Source organism: Marinobacter arenosus, from assembly GCF_019264345.1.
Lineage (GTDB): Bacteria > Pseudomonadota > Gammaproteobacteria > Pseudomonadales > Oleiphilaceae > Marinobacter > Marinobacter arenosus.
This window is the reverse complement of sequence record NZ_JAHVAO010000001.1, coordinates 563,029-585,742: the sequence shown is the minus strand read 5'-3', so window position 1 is coordinate 585,742 and position 22,714 is coordinate 563,029. Positions and strand designations below refer to the sequence as shown.

The following is a 22,714-nucleotide window of genomic DNA, read 5'->3' as shown; positions in this document are numbered from 1 at the left end:
AGCAGTCAAAGCCTTTATGGGCCAATTGGACGCCTGCAACCAGCAGGAGGCGGCCCGAATTTTGAAGGCCGTCGCGCGCTGTAAGGGAAATCCCGGCCCGAAGGATCTGGAGAAGATGGAACGGTGGCTGAGTCAGGGGCTTGAGACAGCGCAGCGACGCCGCGCGCTGCACAAGCCCGCCTCATTTCCGGAAGGACTCCCGGTTTCGGAACGGGTCGATGACATTCGGGAAGCCATCGAACAGCATCAGGTGGTCATCATTGCCGGGGAGACCGGTTCGGGTAAGACCACGCAGATTCCCAAAATCTGCATGAACAGCGGCCGGGGCATTCGCGGTCTGATTGGCCATACCCAGCCCCGAAGGATTGCCGCCCGGAGCGTTGCAGCCAGAATTGCGGAAGAACTGGGAGAGCAGACCGGCCAGCAGATCGGTTACCAGGTTCGATTCACCGACACTACCTCGGAGCAGTCCCGGGTCAAGGTCATGACCGACGGCATACTATTGGCCGAGGTCCAGCATGACCGATTTCTTGATCGCTACGACACGATTATCATCGACGAAGCTCACGAACGAAGCCTGAACATCGATTTCCTGCTGGGGTATCTGCGTCAGCTCCTGCCCAAGCGTCCAGACCTTAAAGTCATCATCACCTCCGCCACCATCGAAGTGGAACGGTTCAGTGAGTTTTTTGATCAGGCGCCCGTCATTGAAGTAAGCGGCCGGACCTACCCGGTGGATATTCGTTACCGACCTTTGACTGGCGACGAGGACGACCGCGACCAGGGCTGGACGGATGGTGTCCTGGGCGCGCTGGATGAGATCGAACAGCATGAGCGTGCCCAGAAGCAGCCGCCGGGTGATGTTCTGGTCTTCCTGCCGGGCGAGCGGGAAATACGCTCGCTCAGCAAGGTGCTTCGCCACGTGGACCTGAAGCACACGGAAGTGCTTCCGCTGTATTCGCGCTTGAGCAACCAGGAACAGAATCGGGTTTTCCAGTCCCACAAGGGGCGCAGACTTGTTCTCTCGACCAACGTGGCCGAAACGTCGCTGACCGTGCCGGGTATCCGCTATGTCATTGATACCGGTGTGGCCCGTATCAGTCGATACAGTGTTCGCTCCAAGATTCAGCGGCTCCCGATTGAGCCGATTTCACAGGCCAGTGCCAATCAACGGGCAGGGCGATGCGGGCGCGTTGCCCCGGGTATCTGTTTCCGGCTCTATGACGAGACCGATTTCATCAATCGGCCGGAGTACACTGACCCGGAAATCCTGCGGACCAATCTTGCCTCCGTCATCCTGCAGATGGCGACCTCCGGACTGGGTGAAATACGACACTTTCCGTTCCTCGAGTCACCGGATCGCCGGCAGGTGAATGATGGCTACAAGCTGCTCGAAGAACTCAGTGCGGTTGATGACAAGCGTCGGGTCACCAAGCTGGGGCGGACCATGGCCAGGTTGCCGCTGGATCCACGCCTGGCCCGTATGCTGGTGACGGCAGCCGGGCACGGCAGTCTGGCGGAAACGCTCATTATCATTGCCGGCCTGAGTGTTCAGGACCCGCGCGAACGCCCCCAGGAAAAACAGCAGGCCGCAGACCAGGCCCATGCCCCGTTTAACGACAAGGAATCGGACTTTGTCACCCTTCTGAATATCTGGAACTTCTACGAAGAACAACGCCAGGAACTATCCCAGAATCAGATGAAGAAAGTGTGTCAGAAGCATTTTCTTAGCTGGATGCGCATGCGGGAATGGCGGGACATTCACCGTCAGCTCACACTGATCTGCCGTGACCAAAAGCTGGCTTTCAATAAAGACGCTGCAAGTTACGAGGCGCTTCACACGGCGATCCTTGCCGGGCTCCTGGGACAAGTTGCCGTAAAAGTTGAAAAGAAAGAGTACCTGGCGACCCGAAACCGGAAGGTGCTGATTTTCCCGGGGTCCAAAGTGGCCAAAACGGGGCCCAAATGGATTGTCGCCACCGAAATTGTGGAGACCAGCCGGGTCTTTGCCCGTATGGTCGCGGCAATTCAGCCCGAATGGATTGAACCGCTGGCTGAACACGTCGTGAAGCACCATTACTTCGAACCACACTGGGAGCAGAAGCGCGCCCAGGTGATGGGCTACGAGAAAGTAACACTCTATGGGCTAGACGTTGTTCCGAAGCGTCGCATTGCCTACAGCAAAGTGGACCCAGTGGAATGCCGGAACCTGTTCATTCGGCGAGCTCTTGTGGAGGGGGACTACCAGTCCAGGGCGCCGTTTATCGCCCGCAACCGGGAAATGCTGGACACCGTCGAGAACCTGGAGAAAAAGACCCGGCGCAGGGATCTGTTGGTCGACGACGAAACACTGGTCGCTTTCTATGACGAGCGGTTACCCCAAGACATCGTCAGTGGTCGGCATTTCGAGAGTTGGTGGAAAGGCCTCTCTGCCGACCAGTTAAAGAGCCTTGAATTGACCGAGGAAGACATTCTCCAGCGCCCGGTGGACGCCCGCGCCGGAGAACTCTACCCAGATTATCTTGAGTGGGAAGGGGTACGGTACCCCCTGAGTTACGAGTTTGAGCCCACCAGTGACCGCGACGGGGTTACCCTGCAGGTGCCGCTTATGGCACTGAAGCAGATTCCGTCCCGACGACTCGAGTGGCTTGTGCCAGGGCTGCTTCGAGAGAAGTGCGTGGCGCTGGTTAAGGGCTTGCCCAAATCGCTTCGGCGCAACTTTGTGCCGGTCCCCGATTTCGTGGATGCAGCGCTTGCCAACCTGCAACCCTCCAATGAGCCCTTGGCTTTGCAACTGGGAGAACAGCTCCGGCGCATGACCGGCGTCCGGATTGATCCGGATGCCTGGCCGAATGAGGACCTGCCTCGCCATCTCCGTATGAACCTTCGGGTGATGGGCGATGGTGGCAAGGTGATGGCCGAGGGCAGGGAGGCTTCGCAGCTTCAGGATCAATTGGAGGGCAAGGCCGAGGAAGCTCTGGCGTCGGCAACCAGCGAGTCGGAACCGACCGAATCCGCCGGCGAGTATCAGGATTGGCAATTCGGGGAGCTGCCCGAACTGGTTCAGACTGAAAAAGGCGGCATGCAGGTTACGGTTTATCCGGCACTGGAGGACCTCGGAAAAGCGGTTCGCCAGATTCGGTGTCTGGATCGTCTGACCGCAGAAGACACCACCCGCAAAGCCGTCGCACGGCTAATATTGAATCGGTTCGGCAAGACCCTGGATGACCTCGAGCGCAAGTTACCTCGTTTCAAACAGTCTGCCCTGATGTTTGCGCCGGTTGGGCAGGCCCGGGTGCTGCTGGACGATCTCCTGCTGGCCACGGCCATCGAGCATTTCCTGAGCGAAAACCTGCCGCGCACCGCGGATGCATTCAACACGCTGTTCGATCGTCATCGAGGTGACTTCATTCCTGCCCTTGAGGAGGCGGATGAACGCCTTTATCAGGCCATGTCCGGCTACCAAAAGATTGCCAGGCAATTGAAGGGAAAGATTCCCCTGACCCTCGCCAACAGTATGGCCGACTTAAAGTTCCAGTTGCAGAACCTGGTTTATCCGGGGTTCCTTGTGGCCACGCCCGCCACCTGGCTTGCGGAGTTCGGTCGGTTCTTCGAAGCGGCGCTGATTCGATTGGAGAAAATGCCCCGTGAACTTGGTCGGGAGCGGGAGTTCCTGCATACCATTGAACCCTTGTGGTCCCGTTACGCGAGCAAACGGGATGAGCAGCAACGTCAGGGAATCCGGGACCCGGAGCTGATCACCTATCGATGGATGCTCGAGGAGTTCCGGGTTTCCTTCTTTGCACAGCAACTGGGCACGTCGATGACCGTTTCGGTCAAACGGCTGAATAAGCAGTGGGCGCTGACCCGCGTTTAGTGGTCCATAGGGCCTTGCACTAATGCAGGGCCCATTGCACGGTTTGCTGGCGGGCAAACGGCGAAGACTGTGTTAGTATTTCTGGCAGCGTTATCTACAAGTCTTCAGTTTTCACAACCATGACGTGGGGTTAGTGTGATTAAAGCCGTCATTAGCGGGACCGGTCTCTATACACCGCCGGAAACCATCGATAACGACGAACTGGTCGAAGCGTTTAATCAGTACGTTGAACTTTTCAATTCCGAGCATGCGGATGACATTGCGCGAGGTGAGGTGGCCCCATTGCAGCCTTCTTCCTCAGCCTTCATCGAGAAGGCGTCGGGCATCAAGCGCCGGCATGTTATCAACAAGGACGGCATTCTCGACCCAAAACGGATGACTCCACTTATTCCTGAGCGCAGTAACGATGAGCCCTCGGTCCAGTGCGAGATGGCGTTGTCGGCCTGCAAGCAGGCGCTGGAACAAGCCGGCAAGACAGCGGGCGACGTCGACGCCGTCATTGTTGCCTGCTCGAACCTGCAGCGGGCATATCCGGCTATCTCCATCGAAGTTCAGCAGGCACTGGGCGTTAACGGATTTGCCTACGACATGAACGTCGCATGCAGCTCTGCCACCTTTGGGCTTCAGGCCGCCGTCAACTCCGTTGAAAACGGAGCCGCACGATCGGTACTTGTGGTCAGTCCGGAGATCTGCTCAGGCCACCTGAACTTTCGCGACCGTGACAGCCACTTTATTTTTGGCGACGCCTGCACCGCCATCCTGGTCGAGCGCGAAGAAGACGCTGCCAGTGGGCAGGGCTTTGAGATCCTGGGCACCAGCCTGAAAACGCAGTTCTCGAACAACATCCGTAATAACTTCGGTTTTCTTAACCGGGCCGATGAATCGGGAATTGGCAAGCCGGACAAGCTCTTTATTCAGCAGGGCCGTAAGGTGTTCAAGGAAGTGTCTCCGCTGGTCGCCGAGACGATTCAGAATCAGCTTGAGAGCCTGTCGTTGGCACCGGAGAACCTCCGTCGCATGTGGCTTCATCAGGCGAACCTGAACATGAACCAGCTCATTGCCCGGAAAGTGCTGGGCCGCGATGCCTCGGAGGATGAGGCACCGGTGATTCTCGACGAATACGCCAACACCAGTTCAGCTGGCTCGATCATTGCGTTTCACAAGCACAAGGACGACTTTAACTCCGGCGAGATCGGTGTCATCTGCTCGTTTGGTGCGGGTTACTCGATCGGCAGTGTGGTTGTTCGTCGTCGTTAATTCACTTCTAACCCGCTGCCAGCGCCCTTAGGGTGTCTGGTAGGCGGGTTGATGTGCGGGTCTGGCGATCGAACCAGACCACCTTTGCGTAACCCTCCGCGTAAACGTCTCCGGTATCAGCGTCTGAGATCACGTGGTACGTGTCCAGGCTGGTATTCCCCGCCTTGTCAGCGTATGTTTCCACCACCACTGTAGCCGGATGATTCAGTTCCTTCAGAAATGTTGCACTGGTCTTTATAATAACCGGTCCGGTCGGCTCCTCGGGGCCACCCAGATCCAGTGAGGTAAGCCAGACAATCCGGGCTTCTTCGAAGAAACGGAAATACACTGTATTGTTGGCATGGCCGTAAGCGTCCATGTCGCCCCAGCGAAGCGGCACTGTGAGGGTGCTGACAGGATTACCCGGTACTGACATTGAATCTCTCCAGAGCAATGATCTGAATAATGATAAGAAAAGCGCCGGTATTTTCGACGAAACGAAACGACTTCAACAACCCAAGAGCAGATAATGAGACAACTTTTTACTCGGCGCTGGCCTCTTCCCGTCCTGGTCCTGTTACTGGCGACTGGATTCTCGATTGGCAATGCGTTTGGGCAGGTCATGCAGGAACCTGCGCCCCAAGGTTCGACGCCTGTCAATGCAACGGATCCCTACGAGAACTGGAACCGCAAAGTATTCCGGTTCAATGAAACCATTGATCAGTGGTTTTTGAAACCGGTCGCACAGACGTATCGGACGTTTACGCCCAATGTCGTTGATCGTGGCATCACGAATTTCTTCAATAATCTGCAGGAGGTCCGGAACTTCGCCAACAGCCTGTTGCAGCTGAAAGGGGAGTCCGCCGTCGTTGCTGCCGGGCGTTTTACCTACAATACCATTTTCGGGCTGGCCGGCTTTTTCGACGTGGCTACGGCTTTTGACCTGCCCGAGCGCCCGGAAGATTTTGGCCAGACGCTGGGTTACTGGGGCGCAGGATCAGGGCCCTATCTGATGCTGCCCCTCCTGGGACCTTCCAGTCCCCGTCATTTCGGCGGTCTTGCCACCGATCTTTTTGTGCTACCGTCTCTGTGGGACAACGTCGACAGTCCGGAGAATTACTACGCTCGGGGTGTTCAGATTATTGATACCCGTGCAGACCTGATCCCGGCAGAGGGCTTTATCTCTGGTGATAGCTATATATTTGTGCGTAACGCGTTTCTTCAGCGCCGCGAATTTCTCATCAATGACGGTCGGACGATTGAAGATCCGTTCGCCAGTGACGATGACGAAGACCTGATGCTTGAGGATTTCTGAGGCTGCACTGTTTCCACACAACAGGAGGTGACCGGTGGTCAGGGACCCACGGATACGAAAATTCCGCAAGATGCTTGCCGAAGCGCCTAACTATGAAGTGTGGAAAGCGGCAGCTCTGGAACTGGATTTTCTGGAGGGCAAAGCCGACTGGAAGGAGGACTTTGCCTCCGACCTCTACCATTACGAACTGATTTACGACCGCCTCAGCAACCTCAAGCAGTATCGTCAGCAGAACGACTTCGACCGCCTGAAACGGGCGCTACGGGAAGGCCTGCACCATGATCTTGGCAACATGGGCAATCCGGCCCTCTATACACAGTCGCGAGTCGGCACCAAGCACCTGATAGAGGAATACATCACCCAGGTCTGCGAGGCACTGGATTTTCTCTGTGACCATCCGGTTCCGGGTTTCTCGGTAGCCGACAAACTCCAGTTCTTCCGCGACACACTCACCAGCTATGGTCGTCCCACCCTGCTGCTGAGTGGCGGGGCAACATTGGGCATGTTCCATTTCGGAGTCATCAAGGCGCTCTGGGAAAAGGGGCTGTTACCCCAGGTGATTGCCGGGTCAAGTATCGGGGCCATTATTGCCAGTATTCTCGGCGTGCATACGGACGCGGAGATTCCGGAAATGCTGGTCCCCGAAAATCATAATCTGAAGGCGTGGAAATGGCGGGGCCTGCTGAGTGCTGTCCGTGGCGACGGCTTGATGGACCAGGAGCAGCTGAAGGCGTGTTTGCGCGCCAATATCGGCGAGTACACCTTCGAAGAGGCCTACGAAAGAACGGGGCGGTCCATCAATGTCAGTGTTTCGCCGGTGCAGGCGCACCAGAAGGCCAGGTTGTTGTGTGGCTATACCTCGCCGTACCTGCTGGTATGGAGTGCCGCACTTGCCAGTGCTGCAGTGCCCGGTATTTTCCCACCTGTCACGCTGATGAAGAAAGACATCAATGGAAATTCGCTGCCGTACATGCCCCGGCTCAAGTTCGTGGATGGCTCAGTGGTCAGTGATCTGCCAATCGAACGATTGATGCATCTGTATGACGTAAATTACACCATTGTGAGCCAGACCAACCCTCATGTGGTTCCGTTCCTGAGCAACCGCGGGCTCGATGAAAAACTCTCCCTTGCCAAGTTGCCGCTGCATTTGGTGAAGTCGGAAATCCAGTTCCACGGACAAGGTGTTTTTGATTATCTGCGCAAGCGCGTCAAGCCCGAGCTGTTGCGCCAGGTGGCAGGGCAGTTCCACACCATCATGGCCCAACGGTATTCCGGCGACGTTACGATCGCACCCTCCTACTCTCTGAAAGATTACCGGCGAATGTTGTCCAACCCCGATTCGGTGTATGTGAGAGAAATGATCCTGGCGGGCGAACGTGCCACCTGGCCCAAGATATCGATGATCCGCTCCCACGCACGCATTTCCAAAACGCTGGAACGCTGTGTGAGACGGTTGAAGCAACAGAACCGACGTACCACGGAACTTCGCCTCGTCAGCAATTCTGTTCACGACGAATCCTGAGATGACAGTTCAGCGAAGCGGGCGGTATGATACCGCGATAAAGAGCCGGGGCCGGACGTGCGCCGCCTGTCCCGACGCCTGAGTACCAGACTGGATACCCATGTACTACGACTTCTTCGGCTTTCGGGAACCCCCATTTTCCATTGCCCCGGACCCCCGTTACCTGTACCTGAGTGAACGCCACAAGGAAGCACTGGCGCACCTGATGTACGGTGTAAAGGGGCAGGGTGGTTTCATCGTGATCACGGGGGAAGTGGGTACGGGTAAAACCACCGTTTCAAGGTGCTTCATCGAAAACGCGCCAGACAACGTGGACATTGCCCTTATCCTCAATCCCCGCTTGTCGGCCCGAGAGCTGCTCTCGTCAATCTGCGGTGAGATGGGTGTGCCTCACAAGGGCAATGCCAGCATCAAGGACATGGTGGATCTTATCAACGAGGATCTGCTCCAGGCGCATGCTGCGGGGCGTCACAAAGTCCTTATGATTGACGAGGCCCAGAACCTCTCCGCGGATGTGCTGGAGCAGTTGCGGCTGTTGACCAATCTGGAAACGGCAGAAAAGAAGTTGCTGCAGATCGTTTTGCTGGGGCAGCCAGAGTTGCAGCAGATATTGGCCCTGCCCGAATTGCGGCAACTCAATCAGCGCGTGACGGCGCGCTATCATCTGGACGCCATCGGAAAGTCCGAACTTCCGAACTATCTGCGGTATCGGCTCAGTGTGGCAGGGATGCGCGGTGATATTTTCACGTCAGGCGCGGTCAAGAAGCTTTACCGGGAAAGCGAGGGCATACCGCGTCTTATCAACCTGATTAGTGATCGGGCGTTGCTTGGTGCCTACGCTGAAGGGGAGCACGAGATTACTGCCACCCACATACGGCACGCGGCACGAGAGGTGCGGGGCGACTTTCCCGCGTCAACGTCCGGGAGTTCGGGGAACGCCGTTCAGCCCACCCGGTACCTGATGTTAACGGCATCTTTGCTGTTGGCGGTGATCGGAACTGCCTGGCTGGTTGATCGTTGGCCGGTAACGGTGACTGACATCCGGTCGGAGTTGGCCGCGTCAGCCATTCAGGCCGGTATCGTTGAGCGAGACGACGTTGGGGACCTGTCCTCGTCATCGGCGTCCGATCCGGGCATCACGGGTGCTGAAACGAAGGGGGCTGAGGGGCCGGCGGAGCTCGATGTGTTCAGCTTTACGGAACAAGCGCAAAGTCTGCCGGATGCGTTCCGGTCGTTGTTCAGGATCTGGGGGCGCGACTACAGTCCGGCGTTATTCCCGGTGGCTTGCCAGTTTGCCCGAGACAACGGATTGGGCTGCCTTGAGCGCCAGGGCTCTCGGCGTAGTCTGGAATTTCTTGATCGTCCGGCCATCCTCGAGTTGCAGGATGATTCCGGCCATCGTGGCTATGTGGTCCTGAGTCGTCTGGAGGGGGACATCGCCGAGATCCGATTGCCCCGCGGGACCCAGGAAGTTGCCTTCGCCAGTATCGAGCCCTACTGGTTCGGTGGGTATCGGGTACTCTGGAGTCGCCCGGATTTTCTGGCCGAAGGGACCGAGAATGGTAGCCGGTCGGAGCAGCTCTGGATCGGTGCCAGAATGATGGAGCTGGCGGACAGGTTCAGCTCTTCGGTGACCGAAAACGGTCGAATCAAGCGAATGTCGACCGATGAGCAGGTTCGTTGGTACCAGGACGTCAAGGGCCTGACCGTTGACGGTATTGCTGGCGCCATGACCATTATCCAGATCAACAATGACCTGGGGGCGGACGTACCCAGGCTCGTCCATTCGGCATCTCAGGAGGGCAAGTAAACGATGTCCTACATTCTGGATGCCCTCAGGAAATCGGAGACCGAACGTCGGCAGGGCAAGGTCCCGGACCTTGGCCATCAGGTCCAGCTAATCCACCGTCCGAAGAAAAAGCGGCCATCGGCGGTAGTCTGGATTGCTGTCGCCCTTGTATTAAATGCGATCGTGATGGCCGTGGTGTTCTGGCCACGTCTTTCGCCCGTAACCGAGGGCCTGACCTCTGCCGCGCCCGCTGGCGCTCAGCTCCCCTTGGAAAGTCAGGACGTGATGCCACCGGAGCAAACAAACGAGACCAATTCCCGGCAGAATGAGGCTGGGCTGCAGGCATCCAGAATCCCTGCTGTCGCCGAGGAATCTCCGCTGCCCGAGGCCGAGTCGGAGACCGCCGTGGCTGAAAGTGGGGGTATCGATAGTAACGAAACGGTTCGCGAACGCCCCACGATCATCGTGCCGTCCTCGGAGTCAGCACGCGAGAATCCGGTATTGCCAGAGCCGATGCCGGCTGGCAGGGTACCGCATCTAGTAGAGTTACCCCTGTCCTTTCAGAAGAGCATTCCGGATTTGACCTTCAATAGCCATATTTACTCGTCTGATCCCTACGCCAGCCGCGTGATGATCAACAACAACTACCTCCGCCGTGGAGACACCTTCTCCGGGCTGAGAGTCGATAATATTACCGAGGACGGCGTTATTCTCAGTAAACAGGGGCAGCGATTCCGGGTTGGAACCGTGCGCGACTGGGTGAGCCCCCGCTGATGGCGCTTACCGACGAGATCAAACAGGAGATTCAGCAGGGTTACCGAGACGTGCTGGCGGGCAAGGACATCCGGGCCCGCTACGGGCAGCGTCTCATGATTGCCGAGATCGCCAGGTACATGGGGGACATCACCGATAACGATGGTCAGCGGACTTCGCCCCCTTCCACCTGCGTGGTCGAGGCTGGAACCGGTACGGGCAAGACCCTGGCGTATCTGATCGCCGCCATACCCGTTGCCAGGGCGTTGGGGAAAACACTGGTCATTTCCACCGCCACCGTTGCGTTGCAGGATCAGATCGTTCTGAAGGACCTGCCGGATCTGCGCAAGCACAGCAAGATGGATTTCAACTGGACCCTTGCCAAGGGCCGGGGCCGTTACCTGTGCATGTCGCGACTGGAAGCTCGGCTCCATGACGAAGGCAACGGTGACAGCGATACCATGCCCTTGTTCCTTCTGGATGGCCCCCAGGGTGAGGAACCGGGAACCCGGGCGTTTTTCGAGGAGATGCTGGCCAGCTATGGCTCCCGGGACTGGGATGGAGACCGCGATCACTGGCCCGAACAGATTCCGGACGATGTCTGGCGCCAGGTAACTACAGATCACCGCCAGTGCACCAACCGCCATTGCAGCTACTTTGACAGTTGTGCGTTCTTTGACGCACGGAAAGACCTCGACGACGCCGACATCGTTGTGGCCAATCATGATCTTGTGCTGGCCGACCTGGCGCTCGGCGGCGGTGCGATCCTGCCCGAACCGGAAAATGCGCTGTTTATTTTCGACGAAGCCCACCACCTTCCTGACAAGGCGCTCAATCATTTTGCGGCCTCAGTTCCGCTGAACTCTACGCGGCAATGGCTAAAACAGCTGTCGCAGGCGCTTGCGAAAATGCAGCCGTACCTCGCGCCGGCAACGCAAGCGGCGAAGACGCTGGATCGCATCAGTACAGCGTCACGGGATGTTGATCTTGTCCTGGCCCGTGTCTATGAGGAGGCGGAGCAGAATACCGGTTGGGAGTTCAACGAAGAGCGGCGGACCGCGCAATGGCGCTATCCGGAAGGCGAGTTGCCGGAAGCGCTCTCGGACCTGGCGGGTGAAACGCGAATCGCCACCGCCAACCTGGTGCGCCATCTGGGCGCCCTGGCGGACGAACTTCAGACCGCCTTCGATGAACGCAAGGATCATGAAATTGATCGGGATACCGCCGAGGCGTGGTACCCGGTGATTGGCTCCTTTCACAGCCGTTCCGAGGAACAGCTTCGTCTTTGGACGGCCTGGTGTGAGCAGACCGGGCATCAGCAGAGCAATGGCGGGTCCGACTCGGCCGACGATTCCGAACAGCCGGATCCTCAGCGCACCGGTTACAAGAGTCCGGCGCCGGCGCGCTGGGCGGTCAAGCAGCGATGGGATCATGCCGAGGACATCACTCTGTACAGCTCACCGGTGCTCGCCGATAACCTCCTGTATGCCCGATTATGGTCGCGAGCTTACGGGGCGGTCCTGACCAGCGCCACGTTGACCGCTCTCGGTCGCTTTGACCGATTGCGGGCGAGGGCAGGCCTTCCGGAATCGAGCCGGTACCTGGTAGTGCCGAGCTCCTTCAAGTATGGCGAAATGGCGACGGTTGAAGTCCCGGCGATGTCAACGATGCCCACGGATGATGCCTTTGCCGACGAACTGGTGGCCCGACTACCGGATCTGTGGGCGGGAGAAAAGGCAACGCTGGTGCTGTTTACCTCCAGGCGTCAGATGCAGCAGGTGCGGGATGCGCTGGCACCGGAGCACCCGGACCTGATAATTACCCAGGACGATATGGCCAAAGGAGAGGTGTTACGACAGCACTGCAAACGGGTTGATGAGGGGAGACCCAGCGTGTTGTTTGGCGTTGCCAGTTTCGCGGAGGGCATTGATCTACCGGGGAAGTACCTGCACCACGTGGTCATCACCCGGCTGCCGTTTTCTGTCCCGGACGACCCTATTGAGGCTAGTCTTGCGGAGTGGGTGACCCAGCGTGGAGGCAATCCGTTTATGGAGATTACGGTGCCCGATGCCTCCATCAAGCTGGTGCAGGCTGTGGGCCGGTTGCTCAGAACGGAGCAGGATACCGGCAGGGTGACCATTCTGGACCGGCGCATCATAGCGAGGCGCTACGGACAACTGCTTCTGGATGCGTTACCACCGTTCCGTCGGGTTATTGAGTACTGACGGTAGATAATCTCACGGTTTCCATAAAAAAAGAGCCAGCCCGGTGCGGGGTGGCTCTCGTCAAGGGGTCCAAATGAACCCGGGGCGTCGAAACAACGCGGAACAAGAAATCTGAAGGCCTGAAGTTTCAGAATTCGGGGTGAGGATTTTGCCTCACCGTTGGAAAGATAATAGGGGATGAAAGGGCGTAACCGGATCGTCCAAAGGGCGTAGTGAGGACTATTCGCCAGCCAAAAATGTGATGTCGATCACAAAACGATCCTTTTTGACCTCAGAGATCCAGCAGCCCGAGGTCCCGGGCTTTCGCCAGCGCCTCAGTCCGTCGGCCGACGCCAAGCTTGCCATACAGGTTTCGGATGTGTGCTTTGACCGTTGCCGGTGCGACCTCCATCCTGGTGGCAATCTCCTTGTTCGCGTGCCCCTCGTTGATCAGGGCAAGTACTTCCATTTCCCGACTACTCAAGGGCTCCGGTAACTGCGCGGGCGTTGGCTTATGACCTTGTATCGGGGCACTCATGCCGGCATTATCCGAGAGTTCGGAGGCCTGCTGCTCCAACATGGCCAATAGCGCCTGATTCCAGCGACCGGGCGTTTGTACGATGGCCAGCTCACGAACACGATGTCTCAAGCGTGGGCTCTCCTCGGCGAACAGGCGCATGAAGCCGGCCTCCGATGCTTTCGTTACCGCCCGATTGAGCATCTGGGTGGCTTCCTGTTCGCGGTCTTGCAGGTCAAGTGCCTCGCCATACACCAGGAGTATCTCTACGAGGTGGCGGGTGTGGGCGTTGCGCTCAGCCGAGGGGAGCAGCTCTTCCAGAATCCGCTGGGCTTTTTCCGGGTACCCTTGCGCCACCAGAACCCGGGCGTTGCTGATCAGATTCTGTTCCCGGTTCAGTGGGTTGGTGAACTGGCGATCTTCCGGCGATCCCAGGCAGGCCTGTGCCTTGTCTGGATACCCGCCGGCCAGATAACACCTGGCGAGGAGAGCCGAACTTGCTGGTGGTTCAAAAACGATATGATCCCGGCGTTTGCGTCCCACCAGGGCTGCATCCTCAAGCACTTCGATAGCTTCCCGAAGCCGGCCCTCACTGAACGCCAGGTGCCCGCGGACATACTGGATGATCACGTGCTGGCCAGCCTCGGTGCCGCGGTTTACGTGCTCCAGCAGTGGCGCAAGGTGGGTTGCCGCCAATTGAGGCTCATTGCGTTCCCGGTAGATCTCGGTCAAGGCGCTGTTCTGCCAGCACGAAATGAGTCGGGGTTGGCTGGGATCCGAGTAATGCTTATCGACCCACTGGCGTATCTCCGTACAGGTTTCCAGGGCAAGATCCATGTCGCCTCTGTTGTACTGAATCCAGGCCAGTAATCCGCCACTGGACAGGACGGTGCTGGGTTTACGCTCAACCTGACCATATCGGACGGCCGACTGCAGTGCGTCTTCGGCGTCGGCAAGCAGTCCCTCGCCATGGTAGTCCAGTCCAAGGCCATAATAGGTTACGGATTTGAGGGGAATTTTGGTGTGGTCAATGTCTTTCAGTACCTGCCGGGTCAGATCGCTCGCGCTTTTGTCGTCGCTGCGCGTTCGTGCCAGGTAGGAGCGAATGAGCGAGATTTCGCTTTGAAGGCCGAGGGCTCCTTCGGCGTCCGGATGGGAATCGGCAACCCGACGGTCCAGCAGATCCTCGAGAGAGGTGAGCAGGGGGGCAAGGGCATCCAGCCGATTGGCGAAGAAGAGCCCCCAGATTCTGAGCATTTGTAATTGAGGACTGTCCTCAACCCGGTGCTCCGGCAGCGACTCGATCCAGTCCAGTACCGGTAAATGATAGCCTCCGTGAATCAGGTTGTTGCCATGCTCGGAAAGCACGGTTGCCAACCAGTCCCAGTCTTTCTGATGCACAATCTGGGAAATACCTTCCTGGACATGTCCGTGGTCCAGAAGCCATTCCACGGTTTTCCGCCACAATCTCAGGGCCCGCTCCGGATTCGAGTGCTTGATCCGCTGCAGCAGTGCATCTCTGAAAAGATCGTGGTAACGGAACCACTCGTCATGATTGTCCAGGGGGATGAGGAACAGGTTCTGACTGAGCAACTGCTCCAGCTTCTGCTGACTGTCCTGCTGCTCGCGGATGAAATCGCAGAGGGAGGCGCAGAGCCGCGGGCAGCAGGCGGTATCCAGAAGGAAATCCGCGATCTCTGCGGGCTGCTGTTCGAGCACTTCAGCCAACACGTAATCGCTGATGTGGCGCTCATCAATATCCAGTTGGCCACGGCTAATGCTGTCCTGTGGGTTACCGGTCTTGGCATCGTCTATCTGTCCACCACCGGACAGGGCGGTCAGTTGCATGGCGGCGACCCAACCCTCGGTTTTGCGGCAAATGGATTGGACCTCGGTGTCGGACAGATTGATTCCCATCGTGTCACGGAAAAACAGATGGCATTCATCCTCCGAAAAGGCCAGAAGGCTCGGATGCACATCTTCAACCCACCGACGGACTCTCCAGCGGGCCAGGGGAAGATGCGGCTCGGACCTTGAGGCCAGCGTCACCATAATTTCGGGGGGCAGATAGTCTACGAAGTAGGCGAAGTCCCGCAGAGTCTGGTCGTTACGAACCAGGTGAAAATCATCGATGACCAGGTTCCAGGGACTTTTATCTGAGGACAGAACGTTCAGGAGCCCGGTAATCGCGCCTGTCACTGCGTCGGCTGAATCCTGGTTGAGCTGCTTGCGGCATTCTTCCAGTCCCGCGAGCCCCGAGTACTCGAAAGCACCGATGACGTACTGCCAAAAGCGGCGCCGGTCATCGTCGTGTTCATCCAGGGAAAGCCATGCGGTGGGAAGCGACGTGCGAGCGCACCACTGGGCCACAAGGGTGGTCTTTCCAAAACCGGCCGGCGCAATAACCAGATTCAGCCTTTTGGGGCTGTTCGGTTCGAGCATCGAGCTCAATCGCTCTCGGCGGACGGCCCGTTGGTCAGAGGTGGGCCGAAGGAATTTGGTGGTCAGCAGCATCGTGTCTCTGAAGGCGGAAAGTGTTGATAACGGATTGTGTGCTTTGTCACAGCCAAGTCAAGGGGAGTAAAGACATTTGGGCAGTATGTAGGCCGCTTTAATTCATTTTTGGTCTAAACTTAAGAAAAAGGTTTTTCTATACTAAAAAAGCATGAAAAATAAATCCGTTATGCGTACGCTGCACTTGGTCTGTTCGAACAGACCGTCTGCCGAAGGCCGGGAATCCAGGGAGCAACAGACTCAATGAAATTACAACAGTTGCGATATATATGGGAGGTTGCCCACCACGACCTGAACGTGTCCGCAACCGCCCAGAGCCTCTTCACCTCACAACCGGGAATCTCGAAGCAGATTCGCCTGCTCGAAGATGAGCTCGGACTCGAGGTTTTCGCACGGAGTGGCAAGCATCTGACCCGGATAACCCCGGGTGGTGAGATCATCATCCGGGAGGCGGGAGAGATCCTCCGCCGGGTTGAAGGGATCAAGAAAATTGCCCAGGAATTCAGTAACCAGAGGCAGGGCGACCTGAGTATTGCCACGACGCATACCCAGGCGCGTTACGCGTTGCCTCCGATCATCAAAGGCTTTATCGAGTCCTATCCGGATGTGTCGTTGCACATGCATCAGGGCACGCCGATGCAGATATCCGAGATGGCGGCCAACGGGGCGGTCGATTTTGCGATTGCCACTGAGGCCATGGAACTGTTCAATGACCTGATCATGATGCCTTGCTACAAGTGGAATCGCAGTGTGATCGTGCCGAAAGATCATCCACTGGCGAAAATGGACGAGCTCACCCTGCCAAACCTGGCGGAATACCCGTTGGTAACCTATGTATTCGGCTTCACCGGTCGATCCAAGCTTGATGAGGCGTTCCAGTCCCAGGGGTTAACGCCCAAGGTGGTGTTTACGGCGGCCGACGCGGACGTCATCAAGACCTACGTACGTCTGGGTCTCGGCGTTGGCATCATTGCGAGCATGGCGTTTGATCCCGAGACCGATACTGATCTGGTTGCGCTGGATGCGAGGAAACTGTTCCGGCCGAGCGTTACTCGAATCGGGTTCCGGAAGGGCACGTTCCTGCGGGGTTACATGTATGACTTCATCGAGCGCTTTGCCCCTCATCTCACCAAAGAGCGGGTCGATGAGGCGGTGGCCCATCAGGGGAGCAGGGCCGAGATTGAGGAACTCTTCAAGGACGTGGAACTGCCCACCTACTGAGCCGGTGGGCGTATTCAGGTTGGCGCAGGGTTAATTCCTGGCAATCAGATTGTCCGCATGCAGGCCACATTCTTTCTTGGTGGCCTCTTCCCACCACCAGCGCCCCTCGCGCTCGTGTTGGCCCGGCAGGACAGGGCGGGTGCAGGGCTGGCATCCGATGCTGACGAAACCCTTTTCGTGCAACGCGTTGTAGGGTGCTTCTGACATCCGGATGTAATCCCAGACTTCCTTGGACGTCCAGTCTGCAAGCGGATTGAATTTGACCAGGGTTTTCTCGTCCGTTGAAAAGGCTGTGTCTTGCTGAACCACCGGAACGTCATTGCGGGTGCCTAGACTCTGATCCTTGCGTTGTCCCGTGATCCACGCATCAACGGTGGCCAGTTTGCGCCTCAGCGGGTTGACCTTCCGGATACCGCAGCACTCTGAGTGTCCATCTTCGTAAAAGCTGAACAGGCCCTTTCGGTTCACAAGGTCCTGTACTTCGGCGGCATCCGGGAACAGAACTTCGATGTCGATGCCGTAGTGCTTTCGGACTTTCTCGACAAACTCGTAGGTTTCCGGGTGCAGCCGTCCGGTGTCCAGGGTAAACACCTGAAGGTTGTCGGTCAGTTTATGCGCCATTTCAATCAGCACGACGTCCTCGGCGCCGCTGAACGAGATGGCAATGTTGTCATACGTTTTCAGTGCGGCTTTGAGGATGGAGCGGGGGCTTTGTCCCTCCAGTTCGTTCCGAAGCGTTTCGATATCGGTCATTTCCTGATGCTACCTGATCTAAATGAGTGAAAAGGCTACCATTAAATGCCTCATAGCATGAAGGAATGAGAGTCTATATGGTTATGCCCGATGCATTCCTCGCCGTATTTTCTTATCATACGGCGCACACCCGAGCGGAGCAGGCGCTCCGGCACACCTAACTGTACTATCAGGAGACCATTGTGGAACTCGCATGCCTTGACCTTGAGGGAGTACTGATCCCGGAAATCTGGATCGCATTCGCGGAAAAAACCGGTATTGAAGAGCTCAAGGCGACCACTCGTGACATTCCAGATTACGATGTACTGATGACCCAGCGCCTGAAACTGCTGGACCAACATGGTTATGGCTTGCCGCAGATCCAGGACGTCATCGGAGAGCTGGACCCGCTGCCGGGCGCCCGCGAATTTCTGGACTGGCTGCGGGAACGGTTCCAGGTGGTGATTCTGTCCGATACGTTTTACGAGTTTGCCATGCCGCTGATGGCGAAGTTGGGATTCCCGGCCTTGCTCTGTCATAAGCTTGAAGTAGCTGAAAACGGGCAGATAACGGATTACCTCCTGCGTCAGCGGGACCCTAAGCGTCAGTCCGTCCGTGCTTTCCAGCTGCTCAATTACCGCGTGATTGCGGCGGGAGACTCTTACAACGATACAACTATGCTGGGGCAGGCTGAGGCAGGCATTCTTTTCCATGCCCCCCAGAATGTCATTGACGAGTTTCCGCAGTTCCCGGCCGTGCACAATTTTGACGATCTAAGGCAGGAATTCCTCAAGGCCAGCGCCATTCACAACGCCTGATCGAGCCTTTTTCGGGGGAGGCGTTTGCCTCCCTCAAAGTTCTTCCAGGAACTTCATCAAGGGTCTGACCTTGGTCAGGGTCTCCTGATATTCACTCTCGGGCTCCGAATCCGAGACAATACCCCCGCCCCCCCAGCACCGTATGGTGCCGTCGCCTTGGCACAGCATGGTCCGAATGGCGATGTTGCTGTCCAGTGTGCCGTCCAGGCCGCGATAAAAAACAGAGCCGCAATAGGGGCCTCGCCAATGGGGTTCAAGCTCCCGGATAATCTCCATGGCTCGAATCTTCGGCGCGCCGGTGATGGACCCGCCTGGAAAGGCGTCGAACAACGCCTTCAGTGGCGTTACGCCAGGTGCCAGTTTGGCGTGTATGTGGCTGACAAGATGGTGAACGTTCCGATAGGACTCCAGGGCAAAGAGCTTGTCGACAATCACGCTGCCGGTGGCAGAGTTCAGGCTCAGATCGTTCCGGAGGAGATCAACGATCATCAGGTTCTCGGCCCGGTCTTTGTCTGACCTCTCAAGCTCTTCGGCCAGAGCAGCGTCCTCTGCCGGAGTGTTGCCTCGGGGCCTTGTCCCTTTGATCGGGCTGGTTGTCACCGTGTTTCCGTCAATTTCCAGAAACCGTTCGGGCGAAATGGAGAGGACGGCATCCTCTCCAGTTCGGATAAAGGCGCTGTAGGGGGTCGGATTGGCTTCGGCAAGCGCCTGAAATGCAGTCCAGGGTTCTCCCCGATACTGGCCTGTGAATTCCTGGGACAGGTTGGCCTGATAGCAGTCTCCAGCTTCAATGTAGTGCCGGATCGCTTCCACGCTCGCCTTGAAAGCCTCCGGGGATTGGCGGGCTCTGAACGAAGAGGGCATGGCCCAAGGTTTTTCATCGGCGGCGGGCGCGGTTTTCAGCCAGGTATCGAGTTTGCCAAGAAGACTGGCAGGGCACCGTGGGTGTGTCCAAAGGTAGTGCGAATCGGTCTGGCGATTATAGCTCGCGGCCCAGAGATAAAGCCCCGCAGAGACCAGGGGTACAGGAGAGGTCGGGCAGAGCGCTGCGAGATGCTTCTCCCTCGCATAGCCGAGTTCGTAGCTCAGAAAGCCGATCCATCCGCCCTTTAGGCATTCTCTGGTGCCCTCGTGATAAATAGCGAAGTTGGAAACCAGTGACTCCATGTCCTCGATGAGTCTCTCGATCCTGGCGGGGCAGGCGTCCCGAACATTGAGGGTACGGAATTCTGAAGAACACGCCGAAAAACCACTGAACGAGCCCCGAGCAGCGCCTGTTCCCACACTCCCCACATAGACGAAATCGCGCTCGATGGACGCGCGCGCCAACAGGCGTGTGTACTGCTGCTCACTGATGGGAGTCGTCACAGAAAGAGTCAATTTGCCCTCGGAAAATTCGGAAGAATGATAATCAGGCCACAAAACGAGCGTTGTCGTCTGCTGAGTCGCGCTGATTTAATGATGTACTCAAAAACAATCAACTCAAGTGGCTACAGCGGCTCGGCCTATTCTAACGAAACAGGCCGAACTTCGCGTCTGTTTCATGAACCAACAACAGGAATAAAACCATGCAGCTTTTCTCTCGGGCAAACATGACTGCAGCCTTGTTAACAAGTGTCATTACGCTGGGTTCCGGCGTCTCTCTGGCTCAGGAGGATACCGTTGAGGTCAAAATTCCAGAAAACAGCGTCCTTTCAGATGGGGTGATTTCCAAGAAAGAAATGGCCAAGTACCTGGTCATTGGCAACAAGCAGTTGGCTTACCTGGCTGAGAATGCCACGGAACAATATGCCCCGGAGTTGCAGGGGAGCGGCCAGGCGATGCCGTCAGCCTGGATGCTTATGTCTGATGGCGAGACTGTAAAGAAGTTGTCGTTAGATGGTGAAGCGGAAGGAGCGCCTCCCCAGATCCGAATTGTTATGTTCCGTGCCGCCCTCAAGTCCATCGCCCGTCGCGGGAAAATCAACGCCGCTGTCATCCTGTACGCCGGAAAGGTAAGCGAGGATAACCCGCAGGAGGTTCTGGTACTTGAACATGAGCATCGGCTGGGAATCTCTGCGACGAAAATAGTGCCGTTCGAAGTTGAAGGTGGAAAAGTTAAGTATGCTCAGGCGGTTACTAAGGATAAGCCGTTCCAGATGTTTTATGACGACAAAGGGCAGGCACCCAGCGCGAGTTAGAAACTTTGAGAAACAGTCGTGGTTTGTTTCAGGTTGTAATTGATGGGTTAAGAACTGTGAATGCAGTCACGGACTAGGACTGTAAAACAATCTTAAATGGAATTGTGGAGTCACGAATTCCACACCCAAAACTAAAAGCTCAGATAAGAACAACATGAGTTTATAAGGAGATAAGAATGAAAGGCCTGAATAAAATTGCTCTTGCAACAGCTATCGCGGCGGCTCCGTTTGCAGCCAACGCTGAACTGAAAGCCATGAACGACAGCGCCATGGGTAACGTTACCGGTCAGGCCGGTGTGACCATCGAGCTGGAAACCAAAGTAAGCATCGGCCAGTTCAAGTACACCGATGAAGGCTCCTTCGCGGTTAACGGCATCGTGCTGGGTGGTTCTGGTGTTGCCGGCGGCACTGGCACCGACCTCCTTGACCAGTTGAAGATCGACATCGACGTTGCTGACGACGGCGATGCCATCATTCACGTTGGTTCCCTGGAAACCGTTGATCACGACGCTGATCCTGCAACTCCGGAAATTCCGGTACCCATCGATTGGGGTATGACTGTTGACTCCATGGAGCTTCTCGCAGGCTCTACTGGCACTGACAGCACTACTCTGATCTCCAACATGAGCATGCACGGTGACCTCGCTGCTCTGGACATGACCGTTGATACTGCAACTGACCACCTGAACGTGGCTGTTGCCTTTGACATCGACGACATGGATTTCGACGTTGACTTCCTGGCCATCGGTATCCGTGACCTGACCGTTACTGGTGCTGGCGACAACTTCGACTACGACGGCGACGGCCTTACTGTTGCAGACGGTACTGAAGCCAACGAAGGTGGCTTTGACCTGACGACTGCAGAGGGTCAGCTGGCTTACGGTAAGCTGAGCAAGTACGCCAACGTTAACCTGGACGTATACAAAGGTGCTGGCCTGGGTGCCTCTACCGCGGTTGACGTTCTGCGCGTTGACGTAAACAACGTCTACATGGACGTTGCTATCGGTGCTGTTGAAATTGGCGGCACTTCCATCGGTTCCGTGGCCCTGGACAACCTGGCCGTTACCGACACCAAACTGGCTATCTACGGTCACTAATCTGACCTGATACCAAAATTGGTGAAACGCCCCGCTCAGCGGGGCGTTTTTTTTGCCCCGAGAAAAGTCAGCAACAAAAAAGGCAACCCGCAGGTTGCCGTTTTCATTGATAAAAGGGATCGATTACTGGTCCGGCACCGCGATGGAAAGATCAAACCCGCCGCCGGGCCGCGGCGTCAGGGTGACTGGCCCCTCATTGATAGCCTGTGGTACCTGAATCTGATCAATGCCCGGTGGATTACCAATCGAGAAGTTCAGGTTCTGGCCGTCAAATCCAATGCCAAGCTGATCGTTCAAAAAGGTTTGGCTGAAGGGTTCATCCGGAATCTGGGCCTGCTGTCCGAAGACCAGTGGCGGGATAGTGGGTGTGAATTCCGCCGGAGGCTGAGCTCGCGCCAGTTCCTCCTGGGGCAGGAGCAGGGCACGCCTCAGGAATTCGTCCTCAGCGCTTTCGAGTGCATCCGTTTTCCCTTCCTCAATGTATCTCCTTAGTGCTTCCCGGTAAGCTTCTTCCTCGGCCTCGCTGAGCACCGGCTCACCGGGCGAAATCGTGAGCGAGCGGATGATTCGCCGACGATCTGCTTCCGATTTCTGTTGTTCCTTGGGTACGACGATAACCGCCGAATCCTTCACATAGGTTTCGACCATCTCATCGGAGGTCAGTGCCTGAACACCTGACAGGGCCGGGAAGGATGCAGCCATTCCTGCGAGGGAAGCGGCAAGCAGATTTCGGCGTTTCATAAGCAGGCCTTTTGCAGAGATAAACGCTGATGAACGGCATGTCTGACCGTGTTTCGATCAGAATGCACCTAATTTCAAGTATTCGGTTTGTAGGACAGGAATTCAAGCCGCATTGATTGCATTTGTGATCAGAATCGTTGAATTTCCAGTATTGTTATAAAGCCTTGGTCATACGGGTTATATTGCTGGAACTTTTAA

General features: G+C 56.7%; 16 protein-coding genes. 11 read left to right on the top strand and 5 right to left on the bottom strand.

Features of this window, described 5'->3' with window-relative positions; genetic code table 11:
* Window positions 1-16 precede the first annotated feature (16 nt).
* Both hrpA and KXD86_RS02690 read left to right on the top strand, forming a co-directional pair.
* Window positions 17-3,877 (top strand): ATP-dependent RNA helicase HrpA, encoded by a 3,861-nt coding sequence (gene hrpA / locus KXD86_RS02695; RefSeq protein WP_228739302.1) that lies wholly within the window; start codon window positions 17-19, stop codon window positions 3,875-3,877.
* A gap of 135 nt (window positions 3,878-4,012) precedes the next feature.
* Window positions 4,013-5,134, top strand: coding sequence for a beta-ketoacyl-ACP synthase III (locus tag KXD86_RS02690; protein WP_218634547.1), 1,122 nt, complete (start codon window positions 4,013-4,015; stop codon window positions 5,132-5,134).
* A 7-nt stretch (window positions 5,135-5,141) separates the two neighbouring features.
* On the opposite strand, the gene KXD86_RS02685 is transcribed toward KXD86_RS02690, so the two are convergent.
* Window positions 5,142-5,549: an acyl-CoA thioesterase gene (locus KXD86_RS02685; RefSeq protein ID WP_218634546.1), complete on the bottom strand. Its 408-nt coding sequence runs from the start codon at window positions 5,547-5,549 to the stop codon at window positions 5,142-5,144.
* A 93-nt stretch (window positions 5,550-5,642) separates the two neighbouring features.
* On the opposite strand from KXD86_RS02685, the gene KXD86_RS02680 reads away from it, so the two are divergent.
* From KXD86_RS02680 to dinG, 5 genes are all read left to right on the top strand, one after another.
* A complete protein-coding gene (locus tag KXD86_RS02680) occupies window positions 5,643-6,428 on the top strand; it encodes an MlaA family lipoprotein (protein ID WP_218634545.1) in 786 nt (261 codons plus the stop codon).
* Window positions 6,429-6,462: 34 nt separating this feature from the next.
* Complete coding sequence (locus KXD86_RS02675) at window positions 6,463-7,950, top strand: DUF3336 domain-containing protein (RefSeq protein ID WP_218634544.1); 1,488 nt, start codon at window positions 6,463-6,465, stop codon at window positions 7,948-7,950.
* Between the two features lie 100 nt (window positions 7,951-8,050).
* Complete coding sequence (locus tag KXD86_RS02670) at window positions 8,051-9,760, top strand: ExeA family protein (RefSeq protein WP_218634543.1); 1,710 nt, start codon at window positions 8,051-8,053, stop codon at window positions 9,758-9,760.
* 3 nt (window positions 9,761-9,763) lie between these two features.
* A complete protein-coding gene (locus tag KXD86_RS02665; protein ID WP_218634542.1) occupies window positions 9,764-10,513 on the top strand; it encodes a general secretion pathway protein GspB in 750 nt (249 codons plus the stop codon).
* Window positions 10,513-12,717, top strand: coding sequence for an ATP-dependent DNA helicase DinG (dinG, locus tag KXD86_RS02660; protein WP_218634541.1), 2,205 nt, complete (start codon window positions 10,513-10,515; stop codon window positions 12,715-12,717). Before KXD86_RS02665 ends, dinG begins: the two co-directional genes overlap by 1 nt.
* Window positions 12,718-12,988: 271 nt before the next feature.
* Here dinG and KXD86_RS02655 read toward each other — a convergent pair whose 3' ends face one another.
* Window positions 12,989-15,727 carry a winged helix-turn-helix domain-containing protein gene (locus KXD86_RS02655; RefSeq protein ID WP_218634540.1) on the bottom strand — a complete coding sequence of 913 codons (2,739 nt, stop codon included), beginning with the start codon at window positions 15,725-15,727 and terminating at the stop codon, window positions 12,989-12,991.
* A gap of 243 nt (window positions 15,728-15,970) precedes the next feature.
* Here KXD86_RS02655 and cysB point away from each other — a divergent pair, with 243 nt between their 5' ends.
* A complete protein-coding gene (cysB, locus tag KXD86_RS02650; protein ID WP_218634539.1) occupies window positions 15,971-16,948 on the top strand; it encodes an HTH-type transcriptional regulator CysB in 978 nt (325 codons plus the stop codon).
* Between the two features lie 30 nt (window positions 16,949-16,978).
* Here the strand turns inward: cysB and KXD86_RS02645 are convergent, their stop codons facing one another.
* The gene (locus KXD86_RS02645) at window positions 16,979-17,701 is read right to left on the bottom strand and encodes a phosphoadenylyl-sulfate reductase (protein ID WP_218634538.1); all 723 of its coding nucleotides are present in this window, start codon (window positions 17,699-17,701) and stop codon (window positions 16,979-16,981) included.
* A gap of 182 nt (window positions 17,702-17,883) precedes the next feature.
* Between KXD86_RS02645 and thrH the strand changes: the two genes are divergently transcribed.
* Entirely contained in the window at window positions 17,884-18,498 is a 615-nt protein-coding gene (gene thrH / locus KXD86_RS02640; protein WP_218634537.1) for a bifunctional phosphoserine phosphatase/homoserine phosphotransferase ThrH, read from the top strand.
* A gap of 33 nt (window positions 18,499-18,531) precedes the next feature.
* On the opposite strand, the gene pabB is transcribed toward thrH, so the two are convergent.
* A complete protein-coding gene (gene pabB / locus KXD86_RS02635; protein ID WP_312846243.1) occupies window positions 18,532-19,866 on the bottom strand; it encodes an aminodeoxychorismate synthase component I in 1,335 nt (444 codons plus the stop codon).
* 200 nt (window positions 19,867-20,066) lie between these two features.
* Between pabB and KXD86_RS02630 the strand changes: the two genes are divergently transcribed.
* Window positions 20,067-20,678: a hypothetical protein gene (locus KXD86_RS02630; RefSeq protein WP_218634535.1), complete on the top strand. Its 612-nt coding sequence runs from the start codon at window positions 20,067-20,069 to the stop codon at window positions 20,676-20,678.
* A 176-nt stretch (window positions 20,679-20,854) separates the two neighbouring features.
* The gene (locus tag KXD86_RS02625) at window positions 20,855-21,775 is read left to right on the top strand and encodes a DUF6160 family protein (protein ID WP_218634534.1); all 921 of its coding nucleotides are present in this window, start codon (window positions 20,855-20,857) and stop codon (window positions 21,773-21,775) included.
* Window positions 21,776-21,898: 123 nt separating this feature from the next.
* Here KXD86_RS02625 and KXD86_RS02620 read toward each other — a convergent pair whose 3' ends face one another.
* Window positions 21,899-22,516 (bottom strand): hypothetical protein, encoded by a 618-nt coding sequence (locus tag KXD86_RS02620; protein WP_218634533.1) that lies wholly within the window; start codon window positions 22,514-22,516, stop codon window positions 21,899-21,901.
* Window positions 22,517-22,714 lie beyond the last annotated feature (198 nt).